At 67.1% G+C, this 13,225-nt stretch carries 13 protein-coding genes; 7 read left to right on the top strand and 6 right to left on the bottom strand.

Going from position 1 to position 13,225, the window contains the following annotated elements; genetic code table 11:
- Positions 1–18 precede the first annotated feature (18 nt).
- Positions 19–501 carry a pyridoxamine 5'-phosphate oxidase family protein gene (locus KV110_RS18420; protein ID WP_393540286.1) on the top strand — a complete coding sequence of 161 codons (483 nt, stop codon included), beginning with the start codon at positions 19–21 and terminating at the stop codon, positions 499–501.
- Between the two features lie 80 nt (positions 502–581).
- The gene (locus KV110_RS18415; RefSeq protein ID WP_218477531.1) at positions 582–1,106 is read left to right on the top strand and encodes an Lrp/AsnC family transcriptional regulator; all 525 of its coding nucleotides are present in this window, start codon (positions 582–584) and stop codon (positions 1,104–1,106) included.
- A 43-nt stretch (positions 1,107–1,149) separates the two neighbouring features.
- Here KV110_RS18415 and ald read toward each other — a convergent pair whose 3' ends face one another.
- Together ald and KV110_RS18405 are read right to left on the bottom strand one after the other, a co-directional pair.
- Positions 1,150–2,256 (bottom strand): alanine dehydrogenase, encoded by a 1,107-nt coding sequence (gene ald / locus KV110_RS18410; protein WP_218477530.1) that lies wholly within the window; start codon positions 2,254–2,256, stop codon positions 1,150–1,152.
- 197 nt (positions 2,257–2,453) lie between these two features.
- Entirely contained in the window at positions 2,454–3,458 is a 1,005-nt protein-coding gene (locus KV110_RS18405) for an alpha/beta hydrolase (RefSeq protein ID WP_246634622.1), read from the bottom strand.
- A gap of 185 nt (positions 3,459–3,643) precedes the next feature.
- Between KV110_RS18405 and KV110_RS18400 the strand changes: the two genes are divergently transcribed.
- The 4 genes from KV110_RS18400 (at position 3,644) to KV110_RS18385 (ending at position 6,572) form a co-directional block, all read left to right on the top strand.
- Entirely contained in the window at positions 3,644–4,285 is a 642-nt protein-coding gene (locus KV110_RS18400) for a GntR family transcriptional regulator (RefSeq protein ID WP_218477529.1), read from the top strand.
- Complete coding sequence (locus KV110_RS18395) at positions 4,285–5,559, top strand: MFS transporter (RefSeq protein WP_218477527.1); 1,275 nt, start codon at positions 4,285–4,287, stop codon at positions 5,557–5,559. The genes KV110_RS18400 and KV110_RS18395 overlap by 1 nt, the downstream gene beginning before the upstream one ends.
- A gap of 214 nt (positions 5,560–5,773) precedes the next feature.
- Positions 5,774–6,151: an RNHCP domain-containing protein gene (locus KV110_RS18390; RefSeq protein WP_218477526.1), complete on the top strand. Its 378-nt coding sequence runs from the start codon at positions 5,774–5,776 to the stop codon at positions 6,149–6,151.
- A 10-nt stretch (positions 6,152–6,161) separates the two neighbouring features.
- Entirely contained in the window at positions 6,162–6,572 is a 411-nt protein-coding gene (locus KV110_RS18385; RefSeq protein WP_218477525.1) for an RNHCP domain-containing protein, read from the top strand.
- 41 nt (positions 6,573–6,613) lie between these two features.
- Here KV110_RS18385 and KV110_RS18380 read toward each other — a convergent pair whose 3' ends face one another.
- The 4 genes from KV110_RS18380 to KV110_RS18365 all read right to left on the bottom strand — a co-directional run bounded on the left by KV110_RS18380 (position 6,614) and on the right by KV110_RS18365 (position 11,156).
- Positions 6,614–7,462 carry a hypothetical protein gene (locus KV110_RS18380; protein ID WP_218477524.1) on the bottom strand — a complete coding sequence of 283 codons (849 nt, stop codon included), beginning with the start codon at positions 7,460–7,462 and terminating at the stop codon, positions 6,614–6,616.
- 116 nt (positions 7,463–7,578) lie between these two features.
- A complete protein-coding gene (locus tag KV110_RS18375; RefSeq protein ID WP_218477523.1) occupies positions 7,579–9,039 on the bottom strand; it encodes an FAD-dependent oxidoreductase in 1,461 nt (486 codons plus the stop codon).
- Positions 9,040–9,099: 60 nt separating this feature from the next.
- Entirely contained in the window at positions 9,100–10,488 is a 1,389-nt protein-coding gene (locus tag KV110_RS18370) for a HAMP domain-containing sensor histidine kinase (RefSeq protein ID WP_218477522.1), read from the bottom strand.
- Complete coding sequence (locus tag KV110_RS18365; protein ID WP_218477521.1) at positions 10,485–11,156, bottom strand: response regulator transcription factor; 672 nt, start codon at positions 11,154–11,156, stop codon at positions 10,485–10,487. Before KV110_RS18365 ends, KV110_RS18370 begins: the two co-directional genes overlap by 4 nt.
- 90 nt (positions 11,157–11,246) lie before the next feature.
- Between KV110_RS18365 and KV110_RS18360 the strand changes: the two genes are divergently transcribed.
- Entirely contained in the window at positions 11,247–13,223 is a 1,977-nt protein-coding gene (locus KV110_RS18360; protein ID WP_218477519.1) for a glycoside hydrolase, read from the top strand.
- Positions 13,224–13,225: the final 2 nt, after the last annotated feature.

Genomic DNA, 13,225 nt, shown 5'->3' with positions numbered 1-13,225 from the left:
ACGGCTAGGGTGGCCGATGTGACCGAATTGGCCGATATCGCACCCGCATTCGTGGAGATGGCGCACAGCATCGTGTGGTGCACCGTTTCCACGACCGATCCGGCAGGACGGCCACGCAGCCGCATCCTGCATCCGATCTGGGAATGGGACGGGCAGGAACTGACCGGATGGATCTTCACCGGCCCGACGCCCGCGAAACTCGCGCACCTCGCGCACAGCCCCTATGTGGCGTGCAATTACTGGGCGCCGACCCACGACACCTGCCTCGCGGAGTGCGGCGCGGAATGGGTCGACGACCTCGAGACGAAAACGAAGGTGTGGGAGCTCTTCCGGAGCACGCCGGAACCGCTCGGCTACAACCCGGCTGGGATCGGCGTCCCGGGCTGGGACGGGCCGGAATCGCCGGGGATCGGCCTGTTGCGGCTGCGTCCGTGGCGGCTGCGCGTGCTCGAGGGCAAGGAGTTCCTCCAGGGGTTCTCGGCCGCCTCCTGGCGGGAGTGAGCACAACAACCAGTCGATCGTGTTGAAGATAATTCACAATGGACGTGCGATTCACGAACAAGATTCTGTACGGTCGGGGCATGCGTAAGATTGATTCACCCGGCGGCGCGACCTCGCCTGCACCACTGATCCATCCGCCCGCCGGTGTTCCGATCGATGATATCGACCGGATTCTGCTCGACCAGCTCGCACGGGACGGTCGGATGACGAACAACGCGCTCGCTGCCGCGGCGGGCATCGCGCCGTCCACCTGCCTCGGCCGGGTGCGAGCACTGGTGGAACGCGGAGTCATTCGCGGGTTTCACGCCGATATCGATCCGGCCGCGCTCGGCCGGAGTCTGCAAGCGATGATCGCGGTGCGGCTGCGCGCCAGCGCACGTCAGCACCTGGCCGAGTTCGGCGAGCAGATGTCGGAGTTCGAGGAGGTGCTCAATGTGTACTTCATCGCGGGCGCCGACGACTATCTGATCCACGTCGCCACCTCACACACCGACGAGCTGCGCCGGTTCGTGCTGAACAATCTGAGCGAGCATCCCGCCGTCGCCTCGACCGAGACGATCCTCATCTTCGAGCACATGCGACCGCGGACCAATACCACGACATGACAAGGGCGGCCGACCCGCTGGTCGACCGCCCTCGTCGAACGCGTTACGCCGCCAGGCTTTCGGCGACGTAACCGTGCGCGGCCGCGACCGATGCGGACAGCAGCACACCACCATGCGTGCTGAGGCCATCGGCCAGGCCCTTGTCCGCCGCCACCGCGTCGCGCCAGCCGTGTTCGGCCAGCGAAACCACGTACGGCAGCGTGGCATTGGTGAGCGCGACGGTCGAGGTGTACGGCACGGCGCCGGGCATGTTGGCGACGCAGTAGAACACCGACTCGTGCACCCGGTAGGTCGGATCGGCGTGCGTGGTCGGCCGCGAATCCGCGAAGCAGCCACCCTGGTCGATGGCAATATCGACCAGCACCGAGCCCGGCTTCATCTGCGCGACAAGGTCATTGGAGACCAGCGTCGGCGCCTTCGCACCGGGTACCAGCACCGCGCCGATCACCAGATCGGCCTGGCGCACCGCCTTTTCGACCTCGAGCCGGTTGGACATGATGGTCCGCACCTGCCCCTTGTACTGCGCGTCGATCTCGCGCAGCCGGGCGATGTTCAGGTCGAGGACGGTCACCTCGGCGCGCATGCCGTGCGCGATGGCGATCGCGTTGCCGCCCGCCACACCCGCGCCGATGACGACGACGTTGGCGGGCGGGGTGCCAGGCACGCCGCCCATCAGCACGCCGCGGCCGCCGCCGTTGCGCATCAGGTGGTACGCGCCCGCCTGCGGGGCCAGCCGGCCCGCGACCTCGCTCATCGGAGCGAGCAGCGGCAGCGAACCGTCCCGGCCGGTGACCGTCTCGTAGGCGATCGAGGTGATGCCGGAGGTCAGCAGCGCGTCGGTGCAGTCCTTGGAGGCCGCGAGGTGCAGGTAGGTGAACAGCACCTGACCTTCGCGCATGCGTGAATACTCTTCGGCGACCGGCTCTTTCACCTTCAACACCAGTTCCGCGGTGCCCCAGACCTCGTCGGCGGTGTTCAGCACCCGCGCGCCCGCGACGGTGTACGCCTCGTCCTCGAACGCCGACCCGCGACCGGCACCGGCCTCGATGTACACCTCGTGCCCGCGGGACACGAGCTCGTGCACACCGGCCGGGGTAATCGCGACCCGATACTCGTGGTTCTTGACCTCCCGGGGGACCCCGATCTTCACCTGCGCTCCTGAATGTCGATGGATATGGTCGATCCGCATGATGTGGACCGTTCTAGAAGAAATTATGAAGATCATGCAAGATCAGGTCTATATTGTTGAAGATAATTCTCAAAATTGACCATTGCACGGTTGAACCCACAGATCGCCCCCACTCTCGGCTGCCTAACCCGCAAGATGTTCGGCCGCGGCGTTGCGGGTCAGAGACCGAGGCCGGTTTTCAAGGTCGCCCAGGAGTCGTGCAGTGCGTCTTGCCAGTAGGGCCACGAATGGGTGCCGAAGTCGGTGTAGCGGACCGTCGCGGGGACGTCGTGTGCGCGCAGGTCCGCGTCGAACTCGACGGTGCAGTCGTGTGCGAGCAGTTCGAGCACGATCGAGTCGAAGGTGTCGTCAGGGTATTTGTAGGTCGGGTCGTAGGTGAAGTCGACGCGGCCGGGCACCCCGCTGGCGGTCGAGATGTAGATCTGCTTGCCGCGGAGTTGGTCGATATGCAGGCTCGGATCGTGAGCGGCCCATTCGGGATCGGTGGCGGGGCCCCACATGTTGTCGGGGTCGCCACCCTTGACGGTCACCGCCGAGCGCACCGTGGCCTGGTCGAGTTTGCTGGAGATCAGGCAACCGCTGTAGGAAGCCATCGCCTGGTACAGCGACGGATTGCGCACCGCCAGCGTCGCGGCGGCTTGCGCGCCCATCGACTCTCCGGCTATCGCGTTGCGGCCGTTGCCGTGCAGCGCCTCATCGATGAGCGGCGGAAGTTCTCGGGTCAGAAACGTTTCCCACATGTTGTGCCCGAGCTTGGGATCGTCGCGCAGCCAGTCGGTGTAGAAGGCGCCCGGCCCGCCGACCGGCATCACCACATTGACCGGCTTGTCGGAAAAGAACTGCACGATATCGGTCTTGCGGGTCCAGGTGCTCTGCCCCTCGTCGTCGGTGGCGCCGTCACCGTCGAGCAGATACAAGGTGGGATGGGGCGCGGTTTGGTCCGTCGGTAGCAGGACATCGAGTTGCACCACTCGCCCCATCGCGGGCGATTGCACGTAGATCTCTTCCCAGCGCGCCGTCTTCTGCGTGATGTGGTCGATCACGGCCTGCTCCTGCGCCTGTGCGGTGGGCGCGAAGGAGACGGATACCAGTGCCAGCGCGACCGCGACGACAAGACTGGCGGCATACCGGCATGCGGCAACGTATGAGCGACCGAGCAACACGATTCCTACCGTCCTTGCTGCTATCCGAGGTGAGCGAACGACGGCCCTCGGTAGGTCTTCGACGGTCCACCCAGCCCGTGTCGGCCGAGTCGCCGATCAGACGGCAGATATTACTGATCAGCCAACTACCCGCAGTAACAAACCTCACAGTCGGTTAGCTCTCGCCCCTGCCTAAGATACAACTTGTGTCTAAGACGTATTCATCAGCTGAGCACGCCTACCGCGAGGTGAAGGAACGCATCCTCACCGGCACGTTGTCGGGTGGCGAGCTGATCAGCGAGGGTGAGATCGCCGCCGACCTCGGTACGTCACGGACCCCGGTGCGCGAGGCGTTCCTGCGGCTGGAGACCGAGGGGTGGATGAAGCTCTACCCGAAGCGCGGCGCGCTGGTGGTGCCGATCCCGCCGGACGAGGCCGAGCACGTCGCGTACGCCCGCTATGTGGTGGAGGCGGCGGCGGTGCGAGCCCTGGCCTCGACCGATCGCACGGCATTGACCTCGCTGTTCCGCGCGTCGCTCGATCGGCAACGCGAACTCGCCGCGGCCGGAGATCTCGATCAATTCGCCTTGGTGGACACCGACTTTCACCGCTCATACGTGATCGCGGCGGGCAACCCGCTGCTCGCGAGCTTCTATGACTCGCTGCGCGAGCGCCAACGCCGGATGAACAGCGTCGCGCTGCGCCGCGGCCCGATCGACATCGACCGCATCATCGAACAGCACGCGCATCTCGCCGGTCTGATCGAGGCCGGCGAGGTGGACCGCTTCGCCACCGCACTGGCTGAGCACCTCTCCGGCGTGCACCAGCTGGAATTGCGGGGGCTGTGATGACGACGTCGACCACCTCGGTCCGGTCCGCACCCGCCGGAGTCGCGTCGAAACGATGGTGGGGTGTCGCCGCCGCGATGTTCGCGATCGCATGGGGCGGAAACGAATTCACCCCGCTGCTGGTGATGTACAAGAACCACGGCCTGCCCGCGACCACGGTGGATCTGCTGCTGTTCTACTACGTTCTCGGCATCGTGCCCGCGCTGCTGATCGGCGGCCCGCTGTCGGACCGGTACGGCCGCCGCACCTTGCTGCGCCCGGCCCCACTGATCAGTGCCACCGGCTCACTACTGCTGGCTTTCGGATCCGCGTCGGTGCCGGTGCTGTCCGCCGGGCGGGTCCTGTGTGGCGTCGCGCTCGGACTGGCGATGGCCGTCGGCAGCAGCTGGCTCAAGGAACTAGCGCAACCGCCGTTCGGACCGGCGCTACCCGGCGGCACCGGGGCACGACGCTCGGCGATGAGCCTCACCGGCGGCTTCGCGGTCGGCGCGGGATCGGCAGGGGTACTGGCACAGTGGGCGCCGTGGCCGAATTCGCTGGCCTATCTGATCAATGTGACGCTCTGCCTGGCCGCCACCGCGTGGGTCGCACGAGCACCGGAAACCATTCTCCCCCAAGCGAATCCGGGCCGGTTGCGGGATGACCTGAAAGTTCCCGCAGCGGCGCACCGCAGATTCCGGTGCGTGGCGCTGCCGGTCGCGCTGTGGTTGTTCACCTCCGCCGGAACGGCTTACGCGGTCATGCCGACCCTGATGGCGCCGCACATCCACGGTGCGCCGATCGCGTTCTCGGCACTCGTCGGCGTGATCACCCTGAGCTGTGGTTTCGCGATCCAGTCCGTGGCGAGGCGGATCGACAAGCCGGGCACGGCCCGCGCGGCCGTCGTCTCGCTGGTTTTCGTCACGTGCGGAATGGTCACGGCCGCTTGGGCTTCCGGCGCGCTGACCCTGTGGGCAACACTGGCTACGGCCGTCATCCTCGGCGCTGGCTACGGCATCGGACTGGTCGCCGGGCTCCAAGAGATCGAACGAATCGCTCGCCCCGACGACCTGGCGGGACTGACCGCGGTCTTCTACTCGGTCAGCTACCTCGGCTTCGGTGTGCCCGCCCTGCTGTCCTTCCTGCACCAGCACGTGGGCTTCGGCTACCCCGCCATGTTCACCGTCGCGGCACTCATCGCGGCGGGCAGCCTGACGCTCGTGCTACGGAACTATCGCCCACGGAAATCAGTGGCGGCCGACGAGTCCGCGTTGCTACGGTTGCCGCCGCGCTGATGATGCGCCCGAGATATCGGCTGAGCCGGGCCACGAGCCCACGGAAGAAAGAGTGTTTATGACCCGGACCGCGCCGCGCGCGCCTCACCGCGTGGAGTCGAGCCGCACCGGTTTCGCCCACGCCCGCACAGCCAACCGCCGCTAACTACCTTCGAGGCGCGCTCGGCCTGCTCCTGCTGTTTACGCATTCAGCCCTCAGCAAAGGAGTATCCGGGTGTCAGACAACACCTCTCCACACGGTCCCAGCGCTTCGCTGCGTACCGACACCTTCACCTGCGTCCGCTGCGGCCTCGTCGTCGCGACGCTCGCGCCCGACAACAGCTGGCGCAACCACTGCCCGAGCTGCCTGAACTCGCGGCACACCCACGACCATGTCGAGGGTGGCACCTCCGACTGCCGAGCCAGGATGGCGCCGCTGTCGATCGCCGTGCTGCGCACCGGCGAATGGGCCGTGGTACATCGCTGCACCCGCTGTCAGGAACTGGCGCTGCACCCCCTGTGCGGCGACGACAACCAGCTCATCCTGATGCGGATGGCGGTCCGTCCGCTCGCCGAACCACCGTTCCCGCTCGAAGTTTTCGGCGACCTGTAGGGGGTGCGACATGCCACGGAGAAAACCGGCGGCGCGCCGCCCCCAGCGCGCCAAGGACGTATTGCACGGGCGCGCAGGCGAATCCGGCGACGCATTCCGCTGCGTCGGATGCCGGATGGACGTGCCGACCAGCGCACCGGGCACCGCCCACCGCAACCATTGCCCGCACTGTCTGGCCAGCCGCCACGTGGACCGACGCGTCCCCGGCGACCGGGCCGAAACGTGTCGTGGACGGATGGTCGCGGTGAGCATGTCCGCACGCGACGACGGCGAATGGCTACTGGTGCATCAATGCCTCGCGTGTGGATCGGTGAAGGCGAACCGCATCGCAGGCGACGACAACGCACTTGCCCTGATGCGGATCGCGTTGCGCCCGTTGGCCGATCCGCGCATCGGTCGGCGCGCGCTGCTTTCGTTGTGAGCTGGCCCGGTGTCTACCGGAGAACGCACGGTAGACACCGGCTAGTCGTCGATCGACTGCACCTCGGTCTGCAGCGCGCGGCGTAACCGTGCCGCTTCGGCGTCGAGTGCCCCGGCCTGTAGGTAGGCGGCGGTGGTTTCGGCGAGCAGGGTGGCCCAGCGGGTGACGCGTTCGGTACGGCGGGTGACCTCGCGTTCGGCGGCGTCGAGGGCGGCTTCGTCAACGCTCTGCGCCGCCTCCGCCGCGGCGGCCTGCGCCTCGCGCAGCTTCTGTTCCGCCCGGAACTGGAGTTCGCGGCAATGGTCCGGGTCGAAGACTTCGGCGCGGATGTCGGCGGCCTCGCCCTCCAGGTCGGTGATGCGGGCCAGCCTCGGGTCGGCCCGGTCGATCGTTTCCTCGGGCAGCCACTCCTCCTCCTCGGTGGATTCCCATGGCAGCGCGACACTTTCGTCGTCCAATGCCTTCCGCTCGAGGTAGCGCCGGTGGTCTTCCTCGGCCCATTCGAGGTATTCGCGGTACTCGATCATGTCCTTTTCGGTGATCGGCCGGTGCCGCGGATGCGCCGTCATCGATATCGCCACACTGCCGTCGGAATAGCGCAGAATCACCGAGACGACGGTGACCGGCCGCGGTTCCGGCCGATCTTCGACCCGCGCCAGCATCACCTCGTAGCGGTGCTCCTCCACCGCCCTGTCGCACGCCTGCTCGAACACCCCGCAGGCGATCTCATAGTGCTGGCTCGCGGTGCTGCCGGTCAATGGATGCGATTCCCCTAGGCGGTTCTCCCCCGACTCGACGGTCGCGCCGTCGTGGATCACCTCCCAGGTATAGGACTCCGCGAGTTCGGACGCACCCGGCGGCGCGTCGGTGGTATCGGTGGCTTCCTGCACAATCCGCTCCCATCTCGTGGCCGAGCAATGGCGGAGGCGGCCCGGCGCGCCGTTCCCGCACGCCTATGCTTCTCCTTCCGAGCCGAGCACGCCAGCGGCAAATTAGGGGGCGTACGCTACCCGCCGGCGGGAACCGCGTCGGCCAATACGGTCGAGATCGGCTCGCCGTGTGCGCGGATCTCTTCGCGTATCGCCTGCGCCGCCTCGGTGCTCGCACCGTCCAGCAGCGCATCGAGCATGGTGCCGTTGACGACCACGCCCGGCGCGACGAGCAGTCCCGTCATGGCGAAGTAGCTGAGGAAAGTCGGATCGGGTACTGCTCCAGGGCCGGTGAACTGCCGGGTCATCCGCTCCACGGCGAGGTCGAAGTACTTGTGCAGCAACCCGACATGTCTGAAGGGACGGCCGCCGGTGTGCTCGACGCCGGGCCAGCGCAGGTCTTCGAGTGCGCTGAGCCACCAGGCCGGGTAGGAGGCGCGCTGTAACCGCCGGAGCGCGTCCCGCTCGAAGTCCGGCCCGTCCTGTTCGCGCAAGCAGGTGGCGATGTTCTCGGCCTGGATCGCCGCTACCGTCATGCCTTGGCCGTAGATCGGGTCCACCGTGGACAGCGCGTCGCCCAGCACCAGCAGCCCGGCGGGCCACTGCTCCATCTGCTCGTAATGGCGCCGGACGCAGATCGGGATGCGAAAGCCACGGGGAGTGGTCAGCGGTTCCGCGTCCCGCAGTGCCTCGGCAATTGCCGGACTGATCAGTTGGGTCAAGCCCAGATCGAACCCAGCGGCATCGGTCGGTGGATATAGACCGCCGATCCCCGACAGGCACACACTCCAGACATCACCCTCGATGCGCTTCAACACCCCGCCCGCCGGAATCCCCGCGGTGTAGTCATTTTCGATCACCAGCAGCGCCAGCGCATTCTTTTTCGCATCCGGCACGCGGTAGTAGCGGGTGCTGTACCCGATCCCGGACGTGACGACCTCATCCGGTGGCGTTGCGTAGCCGAGCACGGAAAGCCATTGCGGCAGTTTGGAAGAACGGCCGCTCGCGTCCACGACGAGGTCCGCCGACATGGTCGTCCCGGATTCGGGCCGACTGCTGTGCCGAGAGCGGACACCCGTGATCCTTGCGCGGTCATCCGTGGCACACAGATCGACAACGGTGCGCGCATAGTCGAAGTGCACGTTGGCAATCGACTCCACACGCCGGCGAATCACCTGCTCGACCAGTCCTCGGCTGTAGAACGCGCCCTGCTCCGGGCCGGGCATCAGCATCTTCCCGTAGCGATTGGTCCAGTTCAGCACCGCATCCGTGAGCGGAAAAGCGCCGAGCCGCAAGACATCGTCGAGGAACCCGGGAAATAGCTGTTCGAGGATCAGTTCGCCGCGGGGCAGCATCTGATGCAGGTGGAACGACTGCGGGACGCCGCGACGCCGCACCCCCGCCGCCGGTGCGACGTCGCGGTCGAGTACTACCACCTTGCCGTAGTGCTCGGAAAGTACTCGCGCCGTGAGCAATCCGGCGATACCACCGCCGATGACCACTGCCTTGTTCCGTCTACCCGTTTGCGCGCTGCCCATAACCGCAACGCTAGGCGCGCACCGTCTAGCGGTACCTCACACCGCAGGGTGAAAGCCGAATCACCCACCGGTATGAGGTGCTGAGCTTCGTGGAAAGGTGAGGCGGAAGAGCGCGCCGCCGCCGGGCGCGTTTTCGGCGGTTACCTTGGCACCGTGCAGGACTGCCACTTGCTCGACAATGGCCAATCCGAGACCGTGGCCGGATTTGCCGCGCGCGGTGGTGGATCGGTAGAAGCGGTCGAAGATGTGGGGTAGGTCTTCGGCGGGTATGCCGGGGCCGTGGTCGCGGACCGTCAGTTCGTTCTGCTGCAGTGCGACGCGGACGACACCGTCGGCTGGGCTGAACTTCGCCGCGTTGTCGAGCAGGTTGGCGATAGCTCGGCTGAGCCGGGCGGCGACACCGTTGACCGCGGTCTGTTCGAGGTCGGACTCGAATATCAGTGTGGGCCAATGACGTTCGGCCCTACGAAGGCAGTCCAGGACAAGTGTGTCCAGACGCAGATCCTCGAACGTTTCCGGTACGACGGCCGGGTCGTCGGCGCGGGCCAGGTCGATGAGGTCGGTGACGAGTCCGGACAGTTCCTCTGACTGGATTCGTAAGGCGGACGCTGTTTCATCGAGTTGCTCCGGGGTGAGGCGGGTGGCTCGGCGAAGCAGGTCGATATTGGTGCGCAGGGCGGTCAGCGGCGTGCGGAGTTCATGCGAAGCGTCGGCGATCAGGCGATGCTGGGCGGCACGGGAGTTCCGCTCGGCGGTCAGCGCCTGGTCGAGTTCGTCGAGCATGGTGTTGAAACTGTTTGCCAGGCTCCGCATTTCGTCAGGACCGGGGACAGTGATGTGGTGCCGCGGGTCACGAGTACGGGCGATCCGTTCGGCGGCCGTGGTCAGCGTGCTGACCGGGGCGACAGCGCGGCGGGCGACCGCGAATCCCGCCGCGACGGCGAGCAGGGTGCCGACCGCCGCCGCGGCGAAGAGGGCGTAGGCGACGCGGCGCAGGCTGGTGTCGACCGGGTCGGAGCGCTGCGCGATCTGTACCGCGGTGCCGGAACGCAGTGGCGCGGTGTACATCCGGAGCGGATAACCGTCGAGGCTGATATCGCTGAAGTAGGCCGGTCGGGTGCCCGCCGCGACCTCTTCGGTGGCGGCGTCGACCGGGAGGGGCTGGTCCGGGTCGTGTTCGGATTCGATGTGCCCGTCGGCGGCCACGACCTGGACGCAGCTCGGCGCGGTCAGATACCGGCATGGCCCGGAGGCGGTGGCGACGTCGGCGTCCGTGGCGACGGTGCGACTGATGCGCGTGGCTTCCCGGCGCAGTCCGAGGTCGAGGGAGCTGTCGAGTTGATGAGCGACCACGGCGTAGGCCGCCACACCCATGCCCGCGAGCGCAAGCGCGATGGCGACCACGCAGAACAGCGCGATCCGCGCGCGCAGCGAGCCGGGCAACCTCACGGCAGGGCCAGCCGGTAGCCGATGCCGCGCAGCGTGTGGATCAGTCGTGGTTCCCGCTCGGCTTCGAGCTTGCGGCGCAGGTAGCGGATGTAGACCTCGAGCGAGTTCGAGGTGGAGCCGAGCCCGGTTCCCCACACCCGTTCGATCAAAGTTTCCCTCGGCAGCGCCTGACCCTCGTTGCGCAGCAGCACCTCAAGCAACGCGAACTCGGTGCGGCTGAGTTCGACGAGGCGGGTGCCGCGGCGGACCTCGTGGGCGGTGGTGTCCATGACGAGATCCGCACAGGACAGGACGGCGCCGTCGTCGGGGTATGTGCGCCGGACGAGCGCGCGCACGCGAGCCAGGAGTTCGTCCAGGTCGAACGGTTTGATCAGGTAGTCGTCCGCACCGGCGTCGAGGCCGTCGACCCGGTCGGCGACCGCGTCGCGGGCGGTGAGCATCAGGATCGGGGTGCGGTCGCCGCGCGCCCGCAACCGCCGGCACGCGGTCAGGCCGTCCATGAACGGCATCAGCACGTCCAACAGCACGACCTCCGGCTGCCACCGCTGGATCTCGGCGAGCGCCGCGGCGCCGTCGCCCGCCGCGCGGGTCTCGTAACCTTCGCTGTCCATCGCGCGGACCAGTGCCTCCCGGACCGCGTCCTCGTCGTCGACCACCAACACCCGCATCTTCGGAGATGATACGGATCCGATTCGCGCAGGCCCGGGACCCGGCGGCGTCTCATCGAACTCTCATCCGGCCGCGGAAACCTGCCGGGCATGAGACGTCGCAGCATCGAGCGCACCCACCGCAGGATCGCGGCCGGGGCCACCCTCACCACCGTATTGCTGATCGCGGGACTGACCGTCACGGCATGCGACAGTGACCCGGACACCACCCGACCGGAGCAGCGCGGAGACCACGTCCTGGTCCCGATCGGCGGCGGAAAGGCGGACGTGGACACGGCCTCGCTGTCGATCACCGGTATCACCGACGACGGCGGACGCGTCACGATTTCCGACCGAGCTGTCGACGGGCTCGGTGCGGCGGGTCCGATCCGGATCATCGGCGACCAAGCGACCTGGACCTACCCGGACAAGGGGCTGACCGTCTCCGCCGACGCCGCGGACGGCCGCCTCCGGATCGTCCTGCGCAGCGACCGCGACGAGCGGCTGGCCTGGCCGGTGACCGGCACCGATCCCGCCACCGTCGCACTACAGATCCCGCGCGGCGAGGGACTGTCACTGCCCGTCGGCGACCCGTTCTGGAACTCCTCCGACGCCACACTCGTCGACAATCCCCTCGACCTCACCTCCGGCCTGACCATGCCGTTCTGGAGCTACCGCATCGGTGACCGAGGCGTGAGCTACATCGCGCCGACCGACATCGGCACCACCCTCACGGTGACCTCCACGGACGGAAAACTGCGGGCGACGGCCGAACACGAATTCGATGCCAGAGCCGACACCCGTGACTACGCGGTCACATTCGCCCTGACCGACACCTCCCCCGTGGCCGCGGCCAAGGATTACCGCGCCTGGTTGCTCCAGCACGGCCGGTTCCGTTCGCTGGACGACAAGATCCGGGAGAATCCGTCGATCTCCCAGTTGCTCGGTGCCTTTCACGCCTACCTCTGGGGCGACGGGCGCACACCGGAAGCGATCGGGAAGATGCGCGAACTCGGACTGAGCCGCATGTGGCTCGGCTACGACTCCGGCGACGACCCGATGAGTCGCGCCGCCGTCGACGCCGCGAAACAAGCCGGATACCTTGCCGGGCCCTACGATTCGTACGCGAACGCGCAAGACCCGGCCACCGCCGACAACCCGAGCTCCCGCTGGTCGGGTCAGGTGTGGCCGACCGGCTGCGTGCACGACGCCGCCGGCCAGCCGGAGACCGGCTTCGGCAATCGCGGCTGCTACCTCAGTTCCCAAGCACTGGCACAGAATCCGCGCCTACTCGACGACAGATACGCGAGCATCACCGCGAACGGTGCGAACACCTACTTCCTCGATGTCGATGCCGCGGGCGAGTTCTTCGACGACTACAGCCCCGGCCACCCGATGAACCAGCATCGGGACCGCGACAATCGGCTCGCCCGCATGCGCAAGCTGTCCGAAGAGCGCAAGCAGGTGCTCGGATCGGAATCCGCTGGCGCGTGGGCGAGCACCGTGCTCGCCTACGACCACGGCTCCCAGACACCGGTTTCGGACCTGCTGTGGAAGGTGGAGCGGGACAAGCAAACCTGGGGTGGCTGGGCACCGGCGCGGGCCCCGCGCACCTTCTTCCAACCGGCCGAACTACCCGCGGCGGCAGCCAAGGCCATGTTCGATCCGGCCTACCGGGTGCCGTTGTACGAAACCGTCCTGCACGATTCGGTAATCAACCTGGACCGCTGGGAGCTCTCGTACTACAAGCTCCCCCAACAGCAAACAATGCGGGCGCTGACCGCGATACTGAACAACACACCCCTCAACCTAGTGCTCGACCAAGACCAGCTCAGCACGCACGGTGCCGAAATCGCCAGGCTCCAACGGTATTTCGCACCACTGCACGAGGCAGCGGGCACCGCACCGATGTCCGACTTCCAGTGGCTCACCCCAGATCATTCGGTGCAGCGCACCGTATTCGGCGACGGCAAGCTGACCGTCACCGCCAATTTCGGCACACAGTCCTACGGCGACCTCCCGGCAGGCTGCGTCGATGCCCAACTCGCGCAAGATGCCGCGCCACGGCGGCTCTGCCCGGGCAGCTAGCC

Origin of the sequence: Nocardia iowensis (genome assembly GCF_019222765.1) — a bacterium.
Taxonomy (GTDB): Bacteria; Actinomycetota; Actinomycetes; order Mycobacteriales; family Mycobacteriaceae; genus Nocardia; species Nocardia iowensis.
This window is presented reverse-complemented; position numbering and strand designations above follow the sequence as displayed.

What these genes read in the sequence shown, in the direction of transcription:
- KV110_RS18395 (WP_218477527.1), top strand. Translation starts at nt 4,285, where the DNA reads ATGACGACGTCGACCACCTCGGTCCGGTCCGCACCCGCCGGAGTCGCG.
- KV110_RS18360 (WP_218477519.1), top strand. Translation starts at nt 11,247, where the DNA reads ATGAGACGTCGCAGCATCGAGCGCACCCACCGCAGGATCGCGGCCGGG.
- KV110_RS18365 (WP_218477521.1), bottom strand. Translation starts at nt 11,156, where the DNA reads ATGCGGGTGTTGGTGGTCGACGACGAGGACGCGGTCCGGGAGGCACTG.
- KV110_RS18375 (WP_218477523.1), bottom strand. Translation starts at nt 9,039, where the DNA reads ATGGGCAGCGCGCAAACGGGTAGACGGAACAAGGCAGTGGTCATCGGC.
- KV110_RS18385 (WP_218477525.1), top strand. Translation starts at nt 6,162, where the DNA reads ATGCCACGGAGAAAACCGGCGGCGCGCCGCCCCCAGCGCGCCAAGGAC.
- KV110_RS18415 (WP_218477531.1), top strand. Translation starts at nt 582, where the DNA reads ATGCGTAAGATTGATTCACCCGGCGGCGCGACCTCGCCTGCACCACTG.